General features: G+C 42.4%; 23 protein-coding genes. 9 read left to right on the top strand and 14 right to left on the bottom strand.

From position 1 onward, the window contains the following. Nucleotides 1-81: 81 nt before the first annotated feature. Nucleotides 82-1,011 carry a LysR family transcriptional regulator gene (locus VER99_RS20075; protein ID WP_020335385.1) on the top strand — a complete coding sequence of 310 codons (930 nt, stop codon included), beginning with the start codon at nt 82-84 and terminating at the stop codon, nt 1,009-1,011. Nucleotides 1,012-1,215: 204 nt separating this feature from the next. On the opposite strand, the gene VER99_RS20070 is transcribed toward VER99_RS20075, so the two are convergent. Together VER99_RS20070 and VER99_RS20065 are read right to left on the bottom strand one after the other, a co-directional pair. Then, nucleotides 1,216-2,061 carry a hypothetical protein gene (locus VER99_RS20070; RefSeq protein ID WP_020335386.1) on the bottom strand — a complete coding sequence of 282 codons (846 nt, stop codon included), beginning with the start codon at nt 2,059-2,061 and terminating at the stop codon, nt 1,216-1,218. Nucleotides 2,062-2,485: 424 nt separating this feature from the next. Continuing rightward, nucleotides 2,486-3,274: an AraC family transcriptional regulator gene (locus VER99_RS20065; protein WP_014234841.1), complete on the bottom strand. Its 789-nt coding sequence runs from the start codon at nt 3,272-3,274 to the stop codon at nt 2,486-2,488. A gap of 98 nt (nt 3,275-3,372) precedes the next feature. On the opposite strand from VER99_RS20065, the gene VER99_RS20060 reads away from it, so the two are divergent. The 3 genes from VER99_RS20060 (at nt 3,373) to VER99_RS20050 (ending at nt 6,764) form a co-directional block, all read left to right on the top strand. Continuing rightward, complete coding sequence (locus VER99_RS20060) at nt 3,373-4,281, top strand: DMT family transporter (RefSeq protein WP_020335388.1); 909 nt, start codon at nt 3,373-3,375, stop codon at nt 4,279-4,281. Between the two features lie 433 nt (nt 4,282-4,714). Then, entirely contained in the window at nt 4,715-6,202 is a 1,488-nt protein-coding gene (locus VER99_RS20055; RefSeq protein ID WP_020335389.1) for a sensor domain-containing diguanylate cyclase, read from the top strand. A 139-nt stretch (nt 6,203-6,341) separates the two neighbouring features. Then, nucleotides 6,342-6,764 (top strand): Hsp20/alpha crystallin family protein, encoded by a 423-nt coding sequence (locus tag VER99_RS20050; protein ID WP_014234844.1) that lies wholly within the window; start codon nt 6,342-6,344, stop codon nt 6,762-6,764. A 76-nt stretch (nt 6,765-6,840) separates the two neighbouring features. Here the strand turns inward: VER99_RS20050 and VER99_RS20045 are convergent, their stop codons facing one another. Next, nucleotides 6,841-7,644 (bottom strand): alpha/beta hydrolase, encoded by an 804-nt coding sequence (locus VER99_RS20045; protein ID WP_020335390.1) that lies wholly within the window; start codon nt 7,642-7,644, stop codon nt 6,841-6,843. A gap of 30 nt (nt 7,645-7,674) precedes the next feature. Then, complete coding sequence (locus VER99_RS20040; protein ID WP_020335391.1) at nt 7,675-9,177, bottom strand: flavin-containing monooxygenase; 1,503 nt, start codon at nt 9,175-9,177, stop codon at nt 7,675-7,677. A gap of 184 nt (nt 9,178-9,361) precedes the next feature. Here VER99_RS20040 and VER99_RS20035 point away from each other — a divergent pair, with 184 nt between their 5' ends. Next, a complete protein-coding gene (locus VER99_RS20035) occupies nt 9,362-10,393 on the top strand; it encodes an AraC family transcriptional regulator (RefSeq protein WP_020335392.1) in 1,032 nt (343 codons plus the stop codon). 236 nt (nt 10,394-10,629) lie between these two features. Here the strand turns inward: VER99_RS20035 and VER99_RS20030 are convergent, their stop codons facing one another. From VER99_RS20030 to VER99_RS20020, 3 genes are read right to left on the bottom strand one after another with little or no spacing between them, the layout of a single operon-like run. Then, a complete protein-coding gene (locus VER99_RS20030; RefSeq protein WP_020335393.1) occupies nt 10,630-11,574 on the bottom strand; it encodes a 5-oxoprolinase subunit C family protein in 945 nt (314 codons plus the stop codon). Then, complete coding sequence (pxpB, locus tag VER99_RS20025) at nt 11,571-12,260, bottom strand: 5-oxoprolinase subunit PxpB (protein WP_020335395.1); 690 nt, start codon at nt 12,258-12,260, stop codon at nt 11,571-11,573. Before pxpB ends, VER99_RS20030 begins: the two co-directional genes overlap by 4 nt. Beyond that, nucleotides 12,257-12,988 carry a 5-oxoprolinase subunit PxpA gene (locus VER99_RS20020; protein WP_020335396.1) on the bottom strand — a complete coding sequence of 244 codons (732 nt, stop codon included), beginning with the start codon at nt 12,986-12,988 and terminating at the stop codon, nt 12,257-12,259. The genes pxpB and VER99_RS20020 overlap by 4 nt, the downstream gene beginning before the upstream one ends. A gap of 295 nt (nt 12,989-13,283) precedes the next feature. Here VER99_RS20020 and VER99_RS20015 point away from each other — a divergent pair, with 295 nt between their 5' ends. The 4 genes from VER99_RS20015 to VER99_RS20000 all read left to right on the top strand — a co-directional run bounded on the left by VER99_RS20015 (nt 13,284) and on the right by VER99_RS20000 (nt 16,731). Beyond that, complete coding sequence (locus VER99_RS20015) at nt 13,284-14,258, top strand: TRAP transporter substrate-binding protein (protein ID WP_020335397.1); 975 nt, start codon at nt 13,284-13,286, stop codon at nt 14,256-14,258. Nucleotides 14,259-14,319: 61 nt separating this feature from the next. Further along, nucleotides 14,320-14,889 (top strand): TRAP transporter small permease, encoded by a 570-nt coding sequence (locus VER99_RS20010; RefSeq protein WP_020335398.1) that lies wholly within the window; start codon nt 14,320-14,322, stop codon nt 14,887-14,889. Beyond that, entirely contained in the window at nt 14,886-16,190 is a 1,305-nt protein-coding gene (locus tag VER99_RS20005; protein ID WP_020335399.1) for a TRAP transporter large permease, read from the top strand. Before VER99_RS20010 ends, VER99_RS20005 begins: the two co-directional genes overlap by 4 nt. A 16-nt stretch (nt 16,191-16,206) precedes the next feature. Further along, a complete protein-coding gene (locus VER99_RS20000) occupies nt 16,207-16,731 on the top strand; it encodes a winged helix DNA-binding protein (RefSeq protein WP_020335400.1) in 525 nt (174 codons plus the stop codon). A 187-nt stretch (nt 16,732-16,918) separates the two neighbouring features. Here the strand turns inward: VER99_RS20000 and VER99_RS19995 are convergent, their stop codons facing one another. From VER99_RS19995 to VER99_RS19965, 7 genes are all read right to left on the bottom strand, one after another. Continuing rightward, nucleotides 16,919-18,061, bottom strand: coding sequence for a hypothetical protein (locus VER99_RS19995; RefSeq protein ID WP_020335401.1), 1,143 nt, complete (start codon nt 18,059-18,061; stop codon nt 16,919-16,921). 617 nt (nt 18,062-18,678) lie between these two features. Further along, nucleotides 18,679-19,872 carry an amino acid aminotransferase gene (locus VER99_RS19990; RefSeq protein WP_024372863.1) on the bottom strand — a complete coding sequence of 398 codons (1,194 nt, stop codon included), beginning with the start codon at nt 19,870-19,872 and terminating at the stop codon, nt 18,679-18,681. A gap of 14 nt (nt 19,873-19,886) precedes the next feature. Beyond that, a complete protein-coding gene (locus VER99_RS19985) occupies nt 19,887-20,489 on the bottom strand; it encodes a YitT family protein (protein ID WP_014234850.1) in 603 nt (200 codons plus the stop codon). Between the two features lie 227 nt (nt 20,490-20,716). After that, nucleotides 20,717-21,181 (bottom strand): Lrp/AsnC family transcriptional regulator, encoded by a 465-nt coding sequence (locus VER99_RS19980; RefSeq protein WP_020335403.1) that lies wholly within the window; start codon nt 21,179-21,181, stop codon nt 20,717-20,719. A gap of 153 nt (nt 21,182-21,334) precedes the next feature. Beyond that, a complete protein-coding gene (locus tag VER99_RS19975; RefSeq protein ID WP_020335404.1) occupies nt 21,335-22,363 on the bottom strand; it encodes a Gfo/Idh/MocA family protein in 1,029 nt (342 codons plus the stop codon). 372 nt (nt 22,364-22,735) lie between these two features. Next, on the bottom strand, nt 22,736-23,176 hold the full coding sequence (locus VER99_RS19970) for a DUF3015 family protein (RefSeq protein ID WP_020335405.1): 441 nt from the start codon (nt 23,174-23,176) through the stop codon (nt 22,736-22,738). 4 nt (nt 23,177-23,180) lie between these two features. Then, nucleotides 23,181-24,983, bottom strand: coding sequence for a lipoprotein N-acyltransferase Lnb domain-containing protein (locus VER99_RS19965; protein WP_020335406.1), 1,803 nt, complete (start codon nt 24,981-24,983; stop codon nt 23,181-23,183). Nucleotides 24,984-25,154: the final 171 nt, after the last annotated feature.

Raw genomic sequence — 25,154 nt, 5'->3', positions numbered from 1 at the left:
AGCTTCGATGTAATATTAGCCAACAGACTGTTTCGGATAAATATCGTTTTATCTACATGACTGTTTAGTTATACTTAACAAATGCGAATTGAACCTTCTTTACTTTCATCACTGACATGGTTTGCACATATTGCTCGCCATCGCAGTTTCACTAAAGCGGCCTCAGAAATGGGGATAACCCGTGCCGCCTTATCACAGCACCTAAAAGCGTTAGAACAACAGCTACAAGTTCGATTAATTAATCGAACAACCAGAAGCATGTCGTTAACGGAAGAAGGCCAGCGTCTGCTTGATATTTTGCAACCGTCTTTGACTAGCATTGAACAAGTTGTGAGTGAACTGAACGAATCCCATCTAGAACCTTCAGGATTAATTCGTATAAGCGTTTCGAGAACCGCAGCTCGGCTGCTTATTGAACCTCACCTTGGCGAGTTCCTCACCCTCTATCCCAAAATACGCTTAGAGTTAATCATGAATGATGGATTCTCTAACATCGTTGCAGAAGGCGTTGATGCGGGCATTCGCTTAGGAATAAGCTTGGATGAACATATGGTCGCGGTTCCTATTACCCCACCGTTAACAACGGCAATAGTGGGCTCTCCTGAATACTTTGAGCGAAATGGACTACCTCAGACTCCTGATGATTTAGAAGATCACAATTGCCTTGCTTATCGTTTTACCTCGAGCGGAACAATCGACCATTGGTCGCTAACCTCTCCTGATGTTGAAAAACACACCGTCGTTTTCGAGCCTAAAGGCAATGCTATTTTTAATGATGACTATAGTATGTTACAGGCCGCAATACAGGGTGTGGGTTTAGTGAAGCATATTGATTTGTGGGTAGAAAAGCACATAAGTGAAGGAAGGCTAGCTCGAGTTCTAGCACCTTGGTGTAAAGAGTTTCCAGGGTTTTATTTATACATACCTTCACGAGAGAACATGCCTAAAAAAATCCGCGTGTTAATGGATTTTTTAATCGAAAAGCGTGAACTTCTGAAACCCAAAGAGTAGTTATCAGATTACTTTAAATAGGGAAAGCGCGAAGGCACATTGAACAAAGTGCCATTAACTTAGCTAACTTTGGGGCACTTTTGCGTTAGAAAGTGCCCACTGTGAAGGTTCTGGACAAAAGTGAGTTAGCAATTGTCACTGCCATCCACTACCTGAAGTATGGAAAATACACTTTATAGCGTAGCCTACTCATACCGTGTCACTTTAGCAATCTTCTTCTGTAATAACATACGTCATAAGATGTTGGTGGTTTATATCCAGCCATGTGTAATGCTCATTAATCCCCATTTTCAGTACGTCAGAGGTTTCGCAAGCGCGAGCCCTTAAATCATTTTTATCAATATCTAGTATTTCGTTTTCTGAAAATGTGTCTTTATAAACATAGACATTTTCTAGGTAATTATGGCCAGCTATAACATCTAAATAAATTTGAAATTCATCTACAGCAACCGGGAATTCCATCTCTTTTTTTGTACGATTTACAATACCTTTAATGAGCTTATACTTCTTAATCATTTCGACAAGTTGAGGATGGGTACTTCTTACAAACTCGTCTGTGATTGATAATAAGGCTTTAATTTCTTCTCTTTGTTTTACCGTCGTTGAGTGTTCTAATAAAGAATAGCAGGCTACTATTTTCTCTTTAGAAATAGTGTTGTCTAATGCTTCGACATTTTGATTTACTAATTTTGCTTGGATTACAGTTTCCAAATTCAACATTGCGCGGCAAGCTTCTGAATTATGCGCTGATACATATACCTTCATTTCATCTGGCGTAAAAATTTCTCTATACCCCTGACTCAAACGAGCTTTATATTTATCGTTAAAGACATACTTTGAAGCGTACTCGTTCAATATTTCAGAATAATTAGCGTCATCACCAACACTCAACTTCTCTGTAAGAGCACTTACTAATTTTTCAGTGCTACCTGCGTTTATAATCTCGTCAATAAAATTGTCATAAATATAGCTATTTTTATTGTATGAGCACGCACTTGTATTTAATAATAAAATTAATAATGCGAAAAACTTAATATCTATTTTTATCATCACAGTCCCTTTTACTTACTACAGTGAAATCAAGAAACAAGGTTATTTGACATTAGTATGTATGACTTCAGTTTGAGATGTATGCATCAACAGTAGAGAAGTGCGACTCAAATTACAAAAAGTATGACTAACGGGAGCATCTACCAATCCGAGTGACAGTTAGACTAAAGCATTTGGGGCACGAACGTGCCAGAACAGATCAGCCTGACACAACTTTGGTGATTTTTCACCAAATCATAATTTGTGGTCAGTTGGGGTAAATCGTTTCTAACTGATTAGAAAAAGCACCTTGAAGCTTAAATAATTGTTATATAAATCATTCTACGATAGTGACTCCAAACTTGGTGAGACGTTCTAAACTTTGGATAAGGCTTTCCGATGATAGATCGAAGGTAGGCCAACCCTCAATTAATTGGTATACCTGCTATAACAAACGATTCTTATATTGCTCCGGTGTCATGCCGGAGTATTTCTTAAACATTGCAATAAAAGGGCTCGCCTGATTGTAACCTAGGGTCAATGCGACTTCTTTTACCGTTTGTCCCTTGCGTAGCAGCTCCATAGAATGCAGGTAGCGGACACGTAATCGCCATTCTGTAAAACTCATCCCTAGTTCACTCTGGCAATGACGCGCTAGTGTTCTCTCGGTGGTGTGCACCTTTACGGCCCACTCTGCCAAACTGATTTCATCCGTGGGAGATTCTTCTACCGCTTTAAGGATAGGTTCCAGATACTTGTTATCGGTAGTCGGTAAGAAATGGTGCTCTACTTCTTGTTTTGCCAGTTGATCGAGAAGTACCTGCACTAGACGTTTGTCTTCATCACTATGCGCGACATTGATATCTCGTTGGCGAAAATCCTCAATAATCGCAGCTATGACTGGCGTAACCTTAATCAAACTGGTTTTGGTCGGGAAATGTGCCGTCAATTCCGGCGAAATATTTAGCGAGCAATACTCGATCGGTTTTCTGTTATAACTGGTATGACGAATTCCCGCAGGCACCCAGATAGCCAAATGAGGTGGTGCTAAAAAGCGTGTGTCTTCTGCATCAATTTCCAAGATGCCACCACTGATCAACTGTACCTGCCCCCAGGGATGGCTGTGAATTCGAGTCTCTGTATTCGACAAAAACGCTTCGAAATTCATAAATACATCGGATGGTGCCCTATCAATTGATAATGAAGGGTGGAGGTTTCGCGAACTCTTTTTCAAAATTGTCTTCCTATCGCTCACTATGTCTTTTAGGAGATACTTTTCATTATAAAGACCTGCCAGACTATCGTCATCAATTATTGTGCGATAGGATTTTTATGGTTTATTTACTTCCGTTTTTTACCGTCATGATTTGGGGTGGAAATGCTATCGTCAACAAAATGGCAGCCAGTGCGATTGAACCGAGTGCAATGAGTTTCTACCGCTGGTTTATCGCATTGCTGATACTGACACCGTTTTGTCTGCCAGCTGTGATTAAGCAGCGTCACGTTATTCGCCCTTATCTAAGTAAATTGGCTTGTCTCGCTCTGCTCGGTATGGTTTTAAACCAATCACTGGGTTATTACGCTGGTTTAACGACCACGGCTTCTAACATGGCACTGATTACGTCATTGGTTCCGCTTATTAGCGTCTTTCTGAGTGTGCCTCTGTTAGGTAAGTCGATTTCTAAATTGAGTATCGTTGGCGGCTTAATTTCGTTGTTAGGGTTAGCCTTTATGCTTGGACACGGAGACATCACCTATTTCTTCCATCAGGACATGACTCAAGGTGACAGTTTAATGTTACTTGCCGCCTTCGTTTACGCTACTTACTGCGTCCTACTTAAACGCTGGAAGATGCCATTTAACAGCCTGACTTTGGTTTACATGCAAGGATTTTTCTCAGTGATCATGCTGGCACCACTGTGGTTGACAAGTGATCATCTTCTCCCTAGCCAAGAAGCACTCCCGATGATTGCTTACGCAGGCATTGCAGCCTCAATTTTCGCTCCACTAATGTGGGTGAAAGCAATAGATTTAATCGGTGCTGACTCCAGCGCCATGTTCATGAATTTAATGCCTGTGGTCGCAGTGGCGTTAGCATCGACATTACTAGGCGAAGAAGTTCATCTCTACCATATTGTTGGCGGCTTATTTGTTATTTCCGGTGTTATTCTCTCGCAGATCAAAGTGCGCCGTAAAAGCAGCAAACACACCCAAGAGTTGTCTTCAGCGACCATTTCATAAACGAATTAGATTGTAGAGAAGTTCGTGCTGAACTGAGGGAGTAGCATTTAACCTTCGACGCGTAATAACAGAAGCGCCTAAAAGGGCTTTTTGATTCATCCTATCGCTAACATTGCAGCACAAACTTGAATGAATTGGACCATTATACACAGACTAATAAGAACGAGATTAGATAGCGCTCAACCACGGTTCTGGTGGGCGCTATGTTTGGGCACAAAAAGATGTGCTTTTCGGAAAACATAAACCTGATCGCAATCTAACAATATACTAAAAAACCTATTAAATTTACTAACATCTTTGTACTATGCCCCTACTGTCATAATCTATTTTTTAAAGTTTTAGAGGCTAGCGTTTGTCGCCACGAAATACGCCTAAATTTTCTCGGTTAACACCCCATAAATTAACCACCCGCTATGCTGCACTTGGCCTCTTTTTGGTCTCCTTATTCATTTTGCTCTTCGACAGCTATCACGAGCAGAAATCAACTATCCTTAACAACTATTCCACAACGTTTGAATCCAAAGTTCAGTCGAGTATTGGTGTATATCGCAAGTTTTCTCACTATGTCTTTAAACAAATCGAGAGAGATAAGGAAATCGTCCCTTTATTCGCGGCTGCTGTGTATTCTGGCGAAGAAGTTCGGGACAAAAACAGACAGAGGATCTACCAGTTGTTGAAAAAAGACTACGCCTTGTTAAAGGAGTACAATTTCAGGCAACTGCATTTTCACTTCAAAAATGGCGACAGTTTCCTAAGAGTTCATAAACCAGAAAAGTTTGGCGATAACCTATTCTCCATAAGAGAATCCGTCAGATTAGCGAATGTCGAAGAACGCTTTGTCGAAGGCTTCGAAGAAGGCCGGATATTTAATGGTTACCGATTCGTGTACCCAGTTGTCGATCACGATAAACAAGTTGGCACATTAGAAGTGTCTCTTTCCATGGGTAGCATCGTAGACTTACTGTTTGAGTTGTACCCCGATGATGATTTCCATTTTATCATCAACAAATCGACCGTAGAGTCTAAGCTCTTCGACGACATGGCATACAATTATCTAAACAGCTTTTTATCCGATAACTACTATTTTGATAAAGCCGTATTCGAACAACATTTACCGAAAATAAAATACAGAGACTTGTTAGACAACGCGGACACGCTTAAAAAGTCTTTAAGCTCACTAACCCTAAACGAACATAGCTTCTCCCACGATATTACTATCGGTGACAATACATACATACTGAGCTTTTTATCCATTAAAAATATCAAGGGTGAACATGTTGCGTACTTAATCTCCAGTACGCAAGACGCGAGGCTGAAAGAGCTTTGCAATAACTATCTGATATACTTATTACTTATCTTGTTGGTTTCTGCCGTGACCGCTTGGAGCATATTCGCTAGCCACAGACATAATCAAAGACTCACTACTGCTTCGAATACCGACTTTCTTACTCAAGTATTCAACCGCAACAAGTTCACCGAGCACTTACAATATGAATTTGTACAGGGTAAAAACCTCACCTCTACTTTTAGCATCATCCTGTTTGATGTTGACCATTTCAAATCCATTAATGATCAGTTTGGGCATAATGTCGGTGATGTCTACCTCAAAGAATTGAGTGAGCTTGTATCAAATCGAATAAGGCATAGTGATATTTTGGCAAGATGGGGAGGCGAAGAGTTCATTATTCTACTGCCCAACACATCGGAAGATAACGGGGTGAAAGTGGCTGAGTCGATACGAAAAGAAACAGAGTCATTCCTATTCAGTCCGGGTCAACCACTTACAATCAGTCTGGGTGTGGCCGAATTGCATTCAAGTGATAAGAACATAGATAGCATTGTAGACAGAGCAGATGAAGCGCTTTATACATCTAAAAGGCAGGGGCGAAATCAAACAACAAAATGGTCTGAGATTAAGTAGTAGGACGTTTTTTTGAGAGCTAAAAACCTCCCGCTGAATATTTGATATTTATCAAACAGAGCAGTAATTTTTCCTGAAAATTCGCACACCCGAATTACACTTATAGTGATGTTAGGAAAGAGTGAATTAGGAGGTACTTATGAGCTTGGTTCCTCGTGATAGCTGGGCAGATTTCTCCCGGTTTATTGACAATTCATTTCCTGCATTGAGGACACGATTCGAAGAAGGGTCTTTTTCACCACGAGTTGATATCGTCGAGAAAGACCAAGCTTTCGAAGTCACTGCCGATTTGCCGGGAGTGAAAAAAGAAGATATCAAACTTAGCTGCCAGCAAGGTGTGTTATCCATCGAAGCCAGTATCGAAACTAAAAAAGAGACAGAAAAAGAAGGTAAAGTAGTCCACAGTGAACGCTACAGTGGCAAAATGTCTCGAAGTTTTACGCTCGGTAACAACATTAATGTCGAAGAAATTAGCGCTGATTTTTCCGACGGTGTTTTGACTGTCGTGGTACCTAAACTAGCCGGACACAGCGAAGAAGAACACAAGATTCCAATTCGCTAGCTAAGAGTAAACAAAATGCCCTCCTCTAACAGGAGGGCATTTTTCAAACATGCGGTTCAATGTACAAACGCTGTATTTACGCGGCGATATGTATTTGTTCATCAAGCCAGTCAAAGATCACCGATGTAACGTGGGGTAAATTGCTTCCCCCTATTGTCCAGTGACATACCTCTGGTAATTCGACCAGAGTAGCCTGTTTCCCATACTTTTTCGCGATCTCGCGTTGCACCTTGATAGGCGTAATACGATCTGCGGTTCCGCCCAATACCAGTATTGGACACGTCACCTGCTTTGCATCAACCCGTGAAAAACCACTTTTGAAAAAGCCACCAACGCCAATCTGAAACGTTGCCATGCCCGACTCAAAGGTCATATTGTCTAGGATTTGCTCTTGAACAGAGTCACTTTGAGAGTTAGCAATGCCATAGCGGACATTACTCTCGCCAACTTCCGTGACTTTACGCCAAAGTGGAAATACCAATAAGTTGAGCCCAAATGTACGAATAACCGACCAACTCCAACCATTAATGCCACCAGGAGCGGCAGATGAGAGCAGCACTAATTTACTGACTGGCACCCTAGCCGCCACTAATTGTGCTAACAATCCTCCCATTGAATGCCCAACCAAAATAGGGGCAAGATCGTGCGACTTAACTCTGGCAACGATGAAATCCACGTAGTCTTGTAATGTAGTCGTAGCAAGTCGGCTTTTATCCGCTTGACTGTATTCGAGCTTGTTCTTGTGCTCAGGAAGACAAAGAGAATCCACCTCATAACCTTGCGCTTCAAAAGCCTGCTGTACTTCTGATAAGGTTTCTCCCGTACTCCACATTCCGGGAATAAGTACCACCGGCGGCTTAGTGCTATCAGGTATTTTCATATTCAAGTCCTTCACTTAAGGTAAGTCGTCTTATGCTGTCGCTTCAACTTCCTGAACCATTGCTTTATCTTGATTTACAGCAGGAGAAAACTGTAAAACGCCATCTTCGATAGGATCCTCAGTCAACGCTTTTTTGTCTTTTCCATAGTGCATAGTGACAACCCAAGGTCCTTCTTTTCCTTGTCTCGGCATTCTTTCTTTGGCCCGCTCCATATAACCCGGCGCAAAGCCATCTAGCATGCTGACACCCGTGTTGGCATTATCGTTGTCCACAGGTCGAACAGCGGCAAAACCATGTTGTTCCATATGACTAAACAAGTGACACAAATAACGTCCGCCGATATCCGCTTTTAACGTCCATGGCGCATTAGTATAGCCAAATATCCAACCATAATTTGGCACCCCTTCAATCATGATCCCTTTATATATCATGCGATTCGGAACGTTGATTGGCTCGCCATTGAGCAAAAACTCCATGCCCCCCATTAACTGGATATCCAAACCTGTTGCGGTCACAATCACATCCGCCTCTAGGTACTGTCCAGATTTCAGCTTAATGCCTTTTTCCGTAAAGTGTTCGATATGATCAGTGACGATATTCGCCTTACCTGAACGCAAGGTTTTGAAAAAATCACCGTCTGGCGCCGCACACAAGCGCTGCTCCCATGGGTTGTAATTCGGCGTGAAGTGACTCATATCAAATTCTGGACCAACTTGCTTACGAACATGCGATAGCAACACTTTACGCATTCTTTCTGGCCATTTTCTACACGCCAGATACATACCTCGTTGCATGAGAATGTTGCGTTTTCTGATCAGATTGAACACCCACTTTTTCGGTAAAAAACGATTAAGGAAAACAGAAATTTTATCCGTATTCGGAACCGCCATAATGTAGCTTGGCGAGCGCTGGAGCATAGTCACACCCGCAGCTTTTTCCGCCATACTTGGCAAAAGTGTTATGGCTGTTGCACCACTACCAATGACGACCACTTTCTTGTTCGAATAATCAAAATCCTCAGGCCAAAACTGAGGATGAACAATATCGCCCTTAAACGACTCCTCTCCTTCGAAATGTGGTCGATGCCCTTTATCAAAATTGTAGTAGCCAGCGCAGTTGATCAAAAACGAGCAAGTAAATGTTCTTTCCTCACCTGACGACTCGTGCGTAGCGGTCACAGTCCATCGCTGTTTAGCGTCAGACCAGTCTGCACAAGTGATTGCCAAACCGTATTGCACCTTGTCGTCAAAGCCAAACTCTTCAGCCGTTTCCGCAACGTACTCCCGGATGCTTGTTCCTTCTGCCAGAACTTTATCGGAATACCAAGGTTTAAAGTCAAACCCGAAACTCGCCATATCTGAATCAGAACGAATTCCTGGGTAGCGAAATAAATCCCAGGTACCTCCCATTCGTTCCCTTCTTTCTAAAATCGCCAGTGTTTTATCTGGGTGCTCAGAGGCTAGGTGGCAAGCGGTTCCAATCCCTGAAAGTCCGGCTCCGATGATGATAGTGTCGTAGTGTGCAGCGGTCATAACGTTTTCCTTTTGTCGTTATTATTGACTAAACATTGCTCAATATTTCAGAAAGGACGGCAAACAATATTGATGAATGACGACTATTTTTTGATAAAATACGACAATGTTACTAAAATGTTGATTCCACATTTTTGACTGAACTGTATCAGCGATAGAATGGAAAAATAGAGACAAGGGAGTCATGGTGCATATTCTAATTAGAGCGACAAACCTTCGCGGATACGACAATCTCACGCAATCTTTGGGTGGAGATCCTCTCTATCTGCTGTCGAAATATCACATCCCTAGTGCAGATAAACGGGATGAGGATTCCTTCCTCATCTTTCGTAATATGATTGCTTTGCTGGAAGACACGGTAACCACTCTCAATTGCCCGGACTTCGGCCTGAGACTCGCTGAATATCAAGGTATGGGCATTCTTGGCCCGATTTCGGTGATTGCACGCAGTTCGGCGACGGTTGGTGATGCACTGGAAAATATTTCCAATTATTTACACCTGCATTGTTCAGCATTAACGACAAAACACATCGTTCAAACAAAGGGACAAGCCCGAACAATAAAGTTGGAATACTGCGTGCAGGGTCGTGGCATTGACTACTCTGTACAGTGCTATGAGCTGGGATTGGCGAATGCGATGCAGGTGATTAAGTTATTATGCGGAAACGACTTTAAACCCATCTCTGCGCACTTTATGCACTCTCGGCTGGGAGATGAGGCGTCGTATCAAAACGTATTTGGCTGTCCAGTCGAGTTTAATCAGAACTGGTGCGGATTTATTCTCCCAGAGTCGGCGTTCGCGACTCCGCTATCCAGCGAAGATGAGCAAACCTGTAAACTGGCAAGGCACTACCTGGAATCACAACCCATTCCCTTTGCCAGTTCCGTTTCTGATGATGTAAGAAGACTCATTAGAGGTCTCCTTCCCACAGGCCAATGTAGCAGTGAAAACATCGCTTCTCACCTTTCTATGCACAAGCGAACACTGCAACGAAAACTCGCCCAAGAGAGTACTACCTACGAGCAAATATTAGTGAGTGAGCGGCAAGTTATCGTGACCAAGTATTTGAAAGATCCAAACCTAAAGTTAAGTCAGATCAGTGGACTACTAGGCTACTCAGAACAAGCCACATTTAACCGCGCCTGTCGGGTTTGGTTTGGAGTCACTCCGCGAGCCTACCGAGCCCAGCTTCTAGAAGAGGTAACCAGTGGATAAATCATCTTAAGGGTAAATAGAAATTGCTAAAACAAAGTCCTTTTAGAAACTCAAAACCAAAGTTGCCACAGACCGCATTTCCACGACGCAGTGTTGGTCGGCAATAGATAAGAAGCAGCATGCAGTATTCAAACGCGTTGATTAATAAGCAATAAAAAGGGAAGCAATAAGCCTCCCGTTTGTTGTTTGTTCCGCATAATTGTTATTGCAAAATCGAACTACTCAATACGACTTGTTCAAAGAGAAAAGTGGTGAATGAACTTGCTGTACGCTTTAGTTTCGTAGTCAATATCGCCACGATAAAAATGAACCAAACTGCCCGGCCTTGCCTGCGCCAATTTCATCAAGCTCAATTTAGATACACAACCAATTTTCGGGTAACCACCTAATGTCTGCCGATCATTTAGTAATATAATGGGTTGGCCATTCGCCGGAAACTGGATAGAACCATAAGCGATGCCTTCAGAAATAACCCCACTCATTCCAGCGTCAACCGCCTCTCCGGAAAGTCGAATACCCATTCTGTCAGACTTGTCAGTGATCAAATATGGTTTAGCGTAAAATGCGTGTTTTGCCTCTTTGGGAAATAGTGTTCCCTGATACGATTCAATCACTGACAAACTGATTTCATCAGTATATTTAGGAATAAAAAATCTTGGTACCCAGTTGAATTCCAGTTCATTTTTTACATCAGTGTAGGTTAATTTAGGTACTGGTAGAACATCACCTTTCTGAATAGCACTGCCCTGACTTTCACTCAAACCACCAAGCTTATTACGCACGACAGTAGCACTGCTGCCGAAAACTTTTGGTGTATCAAAACCACCTGCCACAGCCAAATAAGCACGAAATCCTGATTTAGCATAGCCAAGTTTAAGGGTCTCTCCTTTACGGAGCAGAAAACTACGCCAGTTTGCAACAGGCTGGCCATCGATAGATGGATGGGTTTCAGCTCCTGTAAGAGACATAAGCACATCATCAAGCGCCAAAAATGAAGCATTACCCATGGTTATTTCTAATACTGGTGCAGTACTGGCATTCTCCAGTAGTTTATTCGCCCAGCAATACGCATGAAGGTCTGCAGGCCCACCCGCACTTAATCCGTCACGCGCGACACCAAAGCGTCCCCTGTCCTGAATAAGGCTTAACATTCCCGGGGATATAACTTGTAATCCGCTCATATCACGCCCCCTAGCTGCAAAAACTCATCTCTTGTAATCGACTCAAAACGAATTTTGTCACCGACCTCAAACGGCATCATAGGATCATGATTAAAATTAAAGAGATCACTGGGGCAGTTACCGATAACCTGCCACCCACCCGGCGTTTCTAAGGGATAAATAGCAGTTTGTTCATCGGCAATGCCGACACTACCTTTTGCTACCTTCAGCCTCGGTTCAATATGGCGCGGGGTAGCGATTCTGGAATCAACTGAACCGAGAAACGCAAAACCCGGAGCAAAACCTATGGCACAAACGGTATATTCTGTCTGGCTGTGAATCTCTATAACTTGCTCAACCGATAAATTACGCGCCTGAGCTAGGTGTTCAAGATCAGGAGCGACTTCAGGATGGTAATAGACAGGAAAAGTCACCACTTTAGGCGACGATGATAAAACATTACTTTTTAACATTTTGTCAGCCTGTTTTTGGCACCACTGGGTCAGTTCCTCAATATCCACGTGAAGAGGGTGATACTCAATTAACAGAGAGGTATACGAGGGAATCACTTCAACTATCTTCCCCTGATATTTATCCTGCACAGCATGACTGAATGCCGCGATTTTCTCGATCAATTTTAAATCAATCGAGTTCCCAAAATAGATAATGAGACTGGTCTCAGATACACGCGAAACCTCTACTTTCATCGGTCAATCACTTTACGTAATTGCTGAACCGTATTAATAGATTCTGGGTTATCACCATGAACACAGATGGTATCTGCTTTCAAAGCCAGCTCATTACCATCAATCGTGGTTACTGTTCCGTTTGTCACCAGTTGTTCCACCTGATTAATGATTAGCTGAGGGTCATGGTGAACCGAACCCGGTAAACTACGAGATGAAAGTGTGCCTTCATTGGTATAAGCACGGTCAGCAAACGCTTCGAATAGCAAAGAAACGCCCGCAGCATCCGCGATGGCTTGGTATTTCTCGTTATCCACTTTGGCTAGAATCATTAACGGAACACCAAAATCAGCCTGGGCGATACTCTCTACAATCGCCTGATAAACCGCCTCATTGCTCATCATGTCGTTGTAAAGTGCACCGTGAGGTTTAATGTATTCAACCTTTGCACCATACAGCTTACACATACCTATCATCGCACCGACCTGATAGGCGACAATATTTTTTAGTTCGTCATGAGTATGTGGGATTGAACGACGACCGAATCCTTTTTTATCATCGTACCCTGGATGAGCACCAATACTAACTCCGTGCTTAACAGCACTCTGAATGGTTTTTGCCATCACATCCGGATCAGAGGCGTGAAATCCACAAGCGATGTTTGCCATATCAACAAAAGGCATCACTTCATCGTCCATGCCAGTGACCCAATTTCCGTAGCTTTCACCTAAATCGCAATTCAATTTCATGAGTATTCTCCCTAAGACTCTATTTAGTATTAACGGATAAACTTCAACCGTTGAATACAATTTGCATGCAATTTAAATCGTAATTACTTTTTAAATGTTGTCAATTTGTTTATTTATCGTTATTGTGAAAAACGATTACTCATGGATTTTTGATGTAACACGAAGTTTTGTGTGGAAAATCGGAATTTAGTTAACTTCAACCTGGAAACCAATTGAGCGTTAAAGACGCAGAAGTGAGCGGCTACCAAGTTGAGGTGATACACATCGCCAAGGAAATACTTTTAAGGAGTAGGCAATGCTTAAACCACTATTAAAGAAATCACTCATCACTCTTGCTCTTGTGGCCACTGGCTCTAGTTACGCAGCAACACGCTGGGATATGGCGACACCTTATCCGGACGCAACCTATCATACGCAGAACATCGTTCAATTTGCTAATGACGTAAAATCAGCCACTGACGGTGAACTAGAAATAGTTGTCCATTCGGGTTCCTCGCTGATTAAACACCCTGAAATTGCTCGCGCAGTTCGTACCCAGCAAGTTCCTATCGGTGAAGTATTTATCGGTATTCTGGGCAACAGCGACCCAATTTATAAGCTGGATAATATTCCGTTTTTGGCAACAAACTTCGAACAAGCTAAAGCGCTGTACGCTGCATCAAAATCGACTATCGAAAAGAAACTGGATAAAGAAGGCATGATGCTACTTTATTCTGTGCCTTGGCCTCCTCAAGGTATCTACGGTAAGAAGCAAATCAGCTCTGTTGACGATATTAAAGGGGCAAAAATGCGTGCATACAGCCCTACTCAGTCTCGCCTAGCCGTTCTGCTGGATGCGACTCCGACAACAGTTGAGAACGTGGAAATTCCGCAAGCTTTCTCTACTGGTATCGTTGATATGATGATCACCTCCCCTTCTACAGGCGTAAACAGCCAATCGTGGGATTATTTGAGCAACTACACCGACGTTCAGGCATGGATCCCTAAAAACATGGTGATAGTCAACAAACGCGCATTTAAGCGACTACCAAAAGAGGTTCAATCAGAGCTTTTAACTGTAGCGAAGACCGCAGAAGAACGTGGTTGGAAAATGGCGGAGACAGAAACCGTAGAGAAAACCAAAGAATTGGCTGAAAAAGGCATTAACGTAGCACAGCCGACTCCAGAACTAATGGAAGCTCTGAAAAAAGTTGGTGAAACCATGACTCAGGAATGGATTGAGGAAACTGGTGAGACTGGTAAAGCCGTACTGAAAGCCTACCAACAATAATCATTAAGGTCTGTTGAATATTTGAAGGCAACAGACCTTGTTCAGAACAGGGAGTTCGACTATGAGAGGGATACTCGACAACATCTATCGTGTTGCTGGTGCAATTTCTGGCATCTGTATTGTCATTATCTGTATTACCATACTCGTTAGAGTGACAGGACGCTGGTTTGGCGTAGTCATTCCATCCAGCGGTGACATTGCTGGTTACCTCTTGGCCGCATCCAGCTTTTTAGCCCTAGCTTACTCTTTTCGTAGTGGTTCGCACATTCGGGTTAGCCTATTTCTACAAAGGCTAAGTCCAGCTGCGCTTATCATTGTCGAACGCTCTATTCTTTTATTGGCATCCGTATTGGTTGTTTTCCTTAGCTATCAACTAGGTTACATGGTTTGGGAGTCATGGTTATTCGAAGAGGTCACTCACGGCTATATCCCCATGCCTTTATGGGCCGTTCAACTTCCGGTAGCCATAGGTAGTGCCATCTTTGCCATTTCTGTCATTGATACAACCGTTCGTCATTTCTTAGGCCTAGAAATGATTCCTAAATCAGAAGAGGAACAACTTGCCGAAGCAGAACCTATTGTTCTGGATGAAGGTAGAATGGACAAGGTTGAAGAAGGAGCTTCGCGATGAGCGAGATTTATATCGGTATAATTTCGATTATTGTTCTTTTTACCCTGTTAGCAAGTGGTACATGGGTCGCGTTATCATTAATATCCGTTGGCATTGTTGGCATGTTGATGCTGGGCAATGACTCTTTTGGCCTTATCTACGCCACCTCTACTTGGGGAGCAGTATCAGATTGGTCATTAGCCGCTTTACCTCTGTTCATTTGGATGGGGGAAATACTGTTCCGTACTCGTCTTTCAAAAGACTTATTTGAAGGTTTAACCCCATGGCTTAACCGAGTACCGGGCGCACTATTGCATGTAAACATTTTGAGCTGTGGTATGTTTGCTGCGGTATCGGGCTCTTCAGCTGCAACGGCCGCAACGATTGGAAAAATGACGCTACCAGAGTTAAAGCGACAAGGTTACTCTGACAAAATGTCGATAGGTACTTTAGCTGGTTCTGGGACCCTGGGATTATTGATCCCGCCTTCGATCATTCTGATCGTTTATGGCGTTTCTGCCGAAGTTTCCATTGCTCGATTATTCATCGCAGGCGCGATTCCAGGCATTATGCTGCTTCTGATGTTTGTTGGTTATACTGCAATTTGGTCATTGCGCAATCCACAAGAGTCACCAAAAAACGAAATAGTTTACAGTTTAAAAGACAAACTTGCCGGGTTACTTAAACTGGTTCCAATAATTGTTCTGGTCATTTTTGTATTAGGCTCTATTTACGCTGGTATCACCACTCCTACTGAGGCTGCGTCATTTGGTGTGTTGGGTTCACTCATTCTCGCTCTTACCAGCCGTACCCTGAATTGGGATACATTTAAGCAAAGCTTAATGGGCGCAGTAAAAACGTCGTGCATGATTATATTCATTCTTGCCGGTGCAGCGTTCTTAACTGTAGCAATGGGCTTTATTGGGCTACCTCGTATGTTGGCAGAAGAAATCGCGCTACTGCAGCTTTCTCCGTACATGCTAATTATTTGCTTAACCATACTGTTTGTAATATTAGGCTGTTTCCTAGATGGTATTTCGGTAGTCGTTCTAACCACCTCTGTAGTGCTACCAATGGTTGTTCAGGCTGGTATCGATCCACTTTGGTTTGGTATTTATATCGTATTGGTTGTTGAGATGTCGCAAATCACACCACCAGTTGGCTTTAACTTATTTGTGATTCAAAGCTTAACCGGTAAAAACATCTTATACATTGCCAAAGCAGCACTACCGTTCTTTTTTGTCCTGTTAGCGGCTGTTATCATCGTGACCTTATTTCCTCAGCTGGTAACATGGCTTCCAATGAGCATGACGCAAAACTAAATGAGGAACATTATCGATGAGCGATAACAACGAGAATAAACATAGAATGCCGATCGTTTCCTCTTCACATCTAGCGAGTAAAGAAGGAACCAGCCTTAGTGAATTTGAATATGCACTCACGATGATGAACAATGCTTTTCATCGCTGGATGCAATCATGCAGTACAACTTCAGGCATGCCTGAACTCAGCCCTTTAGACATTATGGTTGTGCATAATATTTATCATCGTAATCGTCCAAAACGTATTTCTGATGTCGCTTTTACACTTAACATCGATGACTTACACACGGTTTCCTATTCAGTTCGCAAGTTGGTAAAACTAAAACTAGTGGACGGTACACGTCAGGGTAAGGACACTTTTTACAACGTTACGGAAATCGGTGAGAAATTCTGCAACGAGTACAAAGAAGTAAGGGAGCAGGTTCTAGTTGATGTGATAAAACGCGTGGGCATGGATGAACAGCTCAGTGATATCGCCACTATGATGCGCACCTTATCAGGTTTTTATGATCAGGCTTCGCGGGCAGTTCGTTCTTTGTAAGCAACCCTCAGATCAATAAAGCATTACATCGGACTTACGTTGCGAATAGAGATATCTGGTAATTATAAAGCCACCCACGCAACCATTGGGTGGCTTTTTGCTTTTCGTCATACCTCAAAAGAAAACCTAACCAGTTACTTTATGCGGTTACTTTATAAAAGCGATTTGAGGATGATGAATCAAACTACTAATTGGTTTCAGTCTCAGCCTCTGCACTTGCAGTCGCACTGGCCGAAGCTTGAGAACAGTCTAAAGCAAGGCTACCACCTCCCACGACTTCCAATAAATCTTCGGTACCAGGTAGATTCTCATAATGAACCATCATATTCATGTTAACGGAAGAACCACCTAAAGCGCTTGCAGAAGAGGTAGCGGCAGCTTGCGCATACGAAATGATCTCTTGAGTGGCATCGGCTATTTGTTGCGCGACATCAGCCGCAGAGTCAAAAGCGGTCACAATGGGTAACGAACCTGTCCCTAAAACAGGTAAGTCCCATTCAAACGTAAGCTTGCCAGCGGCCTGCGCTTGAGCTGATGCTTCTGCCATGGCGTAAACGAATGATGTTGCCATCGCGTCAGCGTATACTTGCGCAAGAGCTGAAGTCTGAACATTGAATACAGTACCGCTTGCAACACCCAGTTGTGTTGTAAACTCTTCGATATTGGCTCCTTGTACGTAGAATGAAGATCCACTCGACGATATACCTCCGCCAGTTGCACTTGCAGAAGCAGAACTATCGCCACCTGCACTAGCTTCAGACTCTGCGACTGCTTCGCTCTCTGCTGAGCCTTCAACTCCGGCAACAGCTGATGCTGTCGCTTCGGTACCAATCTTAATGGTGATCTCTGTTACTACGAGGTCAATATCCTCATTAATACCTTGGAATACACTCATGTAGGCTTGTGCAATCATCGTAGCTGCGGCTTCCGCTTCTGCACTAGTATAAGCAGAAGCCTCTGAATCCCCTTCTGTGTCGGACTCAGCCACTTGGGCAAAAAGAGTACCACTTCCCATACTCGCGTTTAACTCGACCTGATGTACAGCGCCATTGTTTCCGTGCCTTGTTAAGTCTAGAGTCACGCCCCCAGAATAACTGATGTCGATATATGAAGAAGCCTCGGACATCGCGTAAGCTAAAGCATCAGCTGATACATCGCTATCTGAATCATTTGCCATGGCAGAGGCTAGATTTATGCATGTATCCGCTCCTAGAATACTCTCAGATACCGAAATCGTTGTACTACCATGCGTATTTTCTCCCGGCGGACCAGCCCATGCGCCAGTGCTCAACAGTGAACTTATTAAAACAAAAAGCATAGTCTTGTTCATAGCTGCTCTTCCTTGTTTTGTGGTGACTAAAATGGCTCGACATTGAACCATTTAATTTGTTAAGCATTTGTAAAAGTGTAGTGACCTATATGCATATGCATCAGATCAAATAGTAATAACAATATGAAACTTACCGTCTCGTAAACGGTTAAATGTAAACATACGATGTGCTAGGCAGGAGAAGCGCTTCAATTCTCATAAAGCAAAGAACACGATAGGATGGCATGCAAAAGTTTCAAGCCAAAGTAGCCGTTGGAGCAAACGAGGGTGGCTAATTGGTCAGATTCACCTTTAGCTGCAAAAGGTTAGTGAGATATTCATTAAAGTATGCCCCGAATAGACAGCGATAAAACCGGACCTAAAAGAGATGGATTTTTAACGATATGAGAAGGGTTTTGAACTCTAAAATTTTAGACTTTTTAATCTAATAGCAGTTATTCTTTTTGGCTATATAGATAATGATAAATTTATTAATACCAATTCATAAGGCCAAGATAACTATCTGAATAGTTCTCAGACAAAGGTATCAGGGGCTAATATGCACTTCGCTAACAGCATAAAAAAACACCCAAGCAACTTAAGAGCACTTGGGTGTATATTCTTAATCTAATGTCTTATTAAACAGCAGCAAATGCTTCAGCAACTCGTGCAACATTTTGTTCGTTCAGACCTGCTAGACACATACGGCCACTGTTAATCAGATAGATACCGTGCTCTTCACGAAGCTTTTCAACGGTCGCTTGCGAGAAACCCGTGTAGCTGAACATGCCTTTTTGTTTGATTAGAAAGCTGAAGTCTTTTTCAGGACGTAACGCTTTTAGCTGTTCGTGCAAGGTTTCACGCATCGTCAGAATACGGCTACGCATGCCTTCTACTTCGCCAAACCACTGAGTTTTTAGTTCTTCCGTATTGAGCACGTTAGAAACCACAACCGCGCCGTGTTTTGCCGGGCTTGAGTAATTACGGCGAACCGTCGCTTTTAACCGCCCAAGCACGCGGGATGCTTCTTCATCGTTACCACATACGACAGACAGACCACCAACTCGCTCACCGTAAAGTGAGAAAGTTTTAGAAAATGAGTTGCTTACAAAGCTCACTACGTCTTTTTCCAGAGAAATCTGACGAATAACGTAAGCGTCTTCAGCAATCCCTTCACCATATCCTTGATAAGCCATATCGAAAAATGGTATCAGCTTTTGTGCTTTAACCACTTCGATCACTTTGTCCCATTGTTGATTAGTAAGATCAACGCCCGTAGGGTTATGACAACAAGGATGAAGCAGAACAATACTCTCTGCAGGTAGCGCTTCTAACTGAGAAACCATGCCATCGAAATCGAGCATTTTCGTTTCTGGGTTAAAGTACGGGTAAGTACCTACTTCGAATCCAGCACCCGCAAAAATGGCATTGTGGTTTTCCCATGTTGGATTGCTCACCCACACTTTCGAATTTGGAAAATAATGATTAAGGAAATCCGCACCGATCATCAGCGCACCAGAACCACCGAGTGATTGAATCGTCGCTACTCGCTTTTCTTCCAGCGCAGGGTGACTTTCACCAAAAACAAGAGCTTGAACCGCTGCACGATATGCTGCTAAGCCTTCCATTGGCAAGTAAATACAAGGCTGACTTTCTTCTGCGGCTAACTGCTGCTGCGAAGTTGCAACAGATGGTAGCGTTGGAATTTTGCCATTTTCATCGTAGTACAGGCCGATACTTAAATTCACTTTTTCAGAACGTTCATCCGCCATAAATTGTTCCATCAGAGACAATATTGGGTCTCCGGCATAGGCTGTTACATGATTAAGCACTGAAATTCTCCTTGTTAATTATTAACTTGATAACGGTCTGCACGGTGATTTAAACCAATGATAAAGTTCAATATGACACCACAGAGTATTGATAGAGCCAGTTCGACATAACCGACAACGGATAGAGACACTAACATAATTGTCACATCTACGCCCATTAAGAACCAGCCTGCGCGTAAACCAATTTTGTCCTGAAGGTATAACGCTAGAATATTAAAGCCACCCAAGCTGGCTTTGTGACGAAATAAGATGATAAACCCAGTACCAAATAAAAACCCGCCAAAAATCGCCCCATATAGTGGGTGCACATTGCTGATTTCAACAAAGTTGGATTGTGTATTGGTGATAAATGAGACCAAACCGACTGCAGTAAAGGTTTTCAGGCAGAACAACCAACCCATACGACGGATAGCCAAATAGTAAAACGGTAGGTTTACCAAAAAGAAGATGGTGCCAAACTCTAATTGAAAGTTGTAGCTGAGGAACAGAGATAGTCCAGCAGTGCCGCCTGTCACCATTCCCACTTGTTTTAAAAACAACACGCCAAACGATACTAAGCTTGTTCCCATAAAAAGAGCGAACACGTCTTCAAACCACTTATGGCCTGTGTTCGTCATTGTCGCCTCTGACACTTTATTAATCCCTTAACTAACACTTACACCCCAGCAATCAATCTATTCCTTGATCACTGCCCTCGCACAACAACATGCGTAATTTGTGCATTATTAATAACACAACAAATATATCGTGCAAGTAAAAACACAAAAATGACGATTTCATGCATAGTTTGAAAATTAATTGCACCAAACCCGCAGGGGGCGAGCTATTTTGGTGCAACCATTTATCAAGATTGGAGGGTAGTGCCGTACTCTTTTACACGCTCAAGCACGACGGAAGTCTTAATATGGGAAATGAGTTGAGTAGTGAAGATGCGGTTGATCAAATCGTTTAACGTGTTCAGGTCAGCGACCAAGCACTTTATCAGATAATCCGCATCTCCCGTGGTTTTAAAGACTTCAACAATACGCGATTCATTATCGATAAAGTTCAAGAAGTTATGAGTTTTCTCAGCTTCGTGATTAAGCAGTTTCACCTCTATCATCGCTATCACTTCCTGCTTTAGCGCTTTTGGTGACAAGCGAGCATGATAGCCAAGTATGAGGCTATTGTTTTCTAATGTGATACGACGGCGGGAACATTGCGAGGCTGACAACCCAACCAACTCACTAAGCTCTTGATTTGTCAGGCGTCCATTATCTTGCAATAACTGCAGAATTTTTACGTCGTAGTCATCCAGGTCATTGGCCATGTAAGCTTACTCCTTTTTAGCAGCTCGTGAGTGTAACAACTCCTCGCAACCTCGACTACTTTTGGGTTCGTAATTGCTGGATTTTATATATCCAGATGATTTCGGGATAAAGGATTTAAAATGTTGTCACTGTTGATCGGTGCGCGAACACTCTCAATCAATCGTCACCACTCTGTTTTCCTGAGCACTCACTACAGCAGCATCAAGAATTTTCAGCACCTGTAGGACTTGCTCTGGTAATACTGGAGGCTCTGCTTCTTCCATCACCGCTTTAGCAAATTGATTGTAGTAATCAAAGTAAGCACCTTGCTCGGAAGGAATCGCGTGTTCACCACTCTCGTCTCGCAGTAACGGCCAACGCTGTTCCACTTCATATCCCCAATGTTGAGGATCATTGACTGGGCGTTGACCACTGAATATAGCCTGAGCCTGAACATCAGACATTTGCGATTGGAAACTCCCCTTCTCAGCATACACAAGGAACTCTTTCATCTGAATACGATTCAGTTTACTGGCAGACAAATACGACGTGGCACCGTTTTTATGATGTAAGGTTAACGCAAAACTCGCGTTAGTTGGCCCTTCAGGAAGCTCAACTTCATCCAGATGAGCATGGACCGAAGTCACTGGGCCAAGGAGATAAATTGCCTGGTCGACAACATGGCTTCCCAAGTCGCGCAATAACCCACCGTTTGGGCCAGCTTCAAGAGTGACTGGATCATCGCAATCTAAACGAGAATGCATACGCCAAATCCGACCTAAGCGCCCATCATCCATCACTTTACGTAGAGTGCGTACATCAGTATCAAAGCGGCGATTATGAAAAGCGCACAATACCACTCCTTTTGCGATTGCCGCGTCGATCAACCCTTTTGCAATTTGGGCATTCGGTGCAAATGGTTTATCTGCGACAACATGGAGTCCTGATTCAATAGCTTCTAATACTAAGTCGCGACGAGTTTCAGGAGGAGTCGTGATGGTAACGGCATCCACAGTGCCTGATTGAATCATGCTTGTTAAGCTCTCATACACCGGCATGCCTGGGAAATCTTTTTCTATCTGTGCTCGTTTAGATTCAGAGCGAGCAACAATACCTGTCAGTTCTAACTTTTCTGACGCCTCGATAAATGGTGCATGAAAATACTGACCACCAACACCGTAACCAACTAATCCAATGCGCATAGAATACTCCTCCGTTTGATTCTTAGGCCTTATTCACTCTAAACCTATCTGACATGAAAACTCAACAGATTGCATAAAACACTAATTAGCTACAAATGAGATACCGTTCATTTAACGCATAGTTAATCGTAACGGATTTGATAATGGAGAATGGAAGTGGTTGAAAGGTGATTGGCTTGAGTTAAAAGATGAGGGAATGGCGAAGTCTACTGGTCTCCTCAATGAGAATGAGGTTTCTAAGTTATCAGCCTTAGTTTAAACAATCCTTATCAGCTCAAAAGCTTTTTAACCTAGCCCTGAAAGAAAATGATACCTCAGGGCTAAGTTGATTTGACTAAGTCTCGTAAAGAAACTTTTAAGTCCTGTGTATGCTTAGAGGCTAGCCATTACCACATTGTAATAAGCTTCAGGTGTTGCTTGCTCATTCGCTACTTTACCAGCCATTTCAGTACGGATAGCCGCTAAAACTTGAGGCTGTTTAGCTTCTTCTACACTTAGCATGTCTAACATTGCTGTCACATGTTCGCCATTGCCTTGAGAAGTCTCTTCAAGAACTTGATTGTAATTGTCTTGAATAAATTGAGCAGCTTTGACGTTTGCACCTTCACAAGAGTCTTCAGAAGACACCTTAGATGAAACAGCGGTTGTACCTAAATCCCAAATAATGTTTGATATCGCTGCCGCCGCACCGTTGTTATCAAAAATCATAGCTCCAATACCACAGTGTTTCCAAGGGTTAACCTTATCTGCAGCCACAGCGTTGCCAGCCAATAGAGTTGATAGCGCCACTGCGCTTACTAATAATTTTTTCATTTATTTACCAATACATTGAAACGTTGATAGCATATTCAAAAACTTCGTCATAACGAACAGTGGTTCTGAAGTCGAAATCACGACTCTCTAAAAAGCGCTGCTCCCAAGATAAATAGTTTTTGCTTTCCGCTAAACTTATTAAGTTATAAGAGCGACCAAAAATTAAAGACGTCGCCCATGAAGGTGTTATATCCAACACCAATCCAAATTCCGGCCCACCAAGCAAGTTACTATTTGTGAAGTCCGAAAACTGAAATTCTCCAGCTAGTGCCGAATAACCGACAAAATTGTCCCTGATTAGCCAGCTTTTACCATAAAATCCTGATAGATATATATCTGAACATTTAATGCAGTCCAAACTCGTTGGTTTATATCCTGCTTTCAGTGCCCACGCGTTGGATTCATCACCTGGCAACCCTGTCTGAGAAACATTTAGATTTACCACATTAAAAAGTGAAAACTCACGCAACCTTAATGCGTCGGTTTCCATTGTGTATAAAAAACTAATGTCCAAAGTACTTAGCTCTGAATATGGAATACGAGCTGCATTCAAATTCAACATGTCATAATAATTGGCTCGGAATCGTAATATATTACCCTGTCCAAATGACTCATTGTAAAGCTGAGAAACTTGTAGCTTTGCCGTATTTTGTGCTGCATGCGGTGGTTTCTTCTTCGATACTTCCCACTCAATTTTCTCAGGAGGCAGTTCAAACCGTACTAATAGTAACTGCTTCCGTTTATTAGCTTGCTCTTTAGACAATCCTTCATTTTTTATATCTAAAAATGAATAGTAGTCATATAGTGTATCAATTATTCTCTTTGCAGAGACTTCATCAATTGAAAGTAGCAAACTCCGAGTGTTTTCAGACGACTGGTTTATGATGCGTTGAACCCAGTCTTTCTCTTTATCATTAAGTTGTTTATATCTATTGTATAAATTTTCTTGGCGCGAACCATGATAGATAAAATCGTCAATATAATCGGCAACACCCGGTTGATTAAGCATCATAATCAGATCGTAAGGCATCACCCATAACTTATTTGGTGCCAACAGCGGTCTATCGACAACAATTTCTAGCAACTTTGCAAGTTGATAACTACAATTTTGCTTGAAGAAATAGTATGTCATGCTCGAGTTTTCAATCTCCCATAGATGAGCCAATAACAGATCTATTTCGTCCTGAGTTAGATTAAGCCGGTACTCCCATAAATCACGCAACTCAGACTCATTGTAAGTTAAACTTTGATGGTGATATTTCTGGTTAGCAAAATGTCCCTGATAACCCCCCATAATGCCTTTATAGATATAAGTAAGCTTATTATCAGATTCAGATACAATAGCGCCATAGCTGAACGTGTTATCAAGTAAATCGTTATTCTCAGAACCATTAAACTTTAAAAGAACATGGCCATACATCGAGGCCGGGTTTCCGAGGTAGCCACTGGCATACAGAACGCTTACACTTTCGGTACGAAAGGCCTTCATATATGAATCATATTCAGCACAGTGAACTTGCGGCAATATCAAGTTTGGCATAACCGACTTTAACCAGAGCACTCTTGCCGGAAAGCGACACTGAGTTATAGGGGAATGAATAAACTTATCTAATGTTGCCTTTAATTCTGCTTGTGGACTTTTATACCCTAAAGGGGATAAAAAGAAATCCGAATTGTTTATTGAGCTTCTCGAAGACACTACACCATCTTCAAAATGGATAAGACCTAGCCATTTTTTCGACACTGCTAATTCACGAGTTATCGATTCATGTATTGCTTTTTCTAATAACTCTCTATCGCTCGCCATACTACTGCTCATTCCTAATAAAGAAACACAAGTACTTACAACGAGACAGAGAATAATATGTTTAAAATTCAACCAATTGTATACGTCAAGATAATTATGGCAGTATGTTAACTTCGTTCCATAATCAACTCAATGCATTTATGAAAAAAATATCGATTTCTTAATACATTA

It is taken from the genome of Vibrio natriegens NBRC 15636 = ATCC 14048 = DSM 759, assembly GCF_035621455.1.
Taxonomy (GTDB): Bacteria; Pseudomonadota; Gammaproteobacteria; order Enterobacterales; family Vibrionaceae; genus Vibrio; species Vibrio natriegens.
The sequence above is the reverse complement of the archived record's forward strand: the minus strand, read 5'-3'. Positions and strand labels throughout refer to the sequence as shown.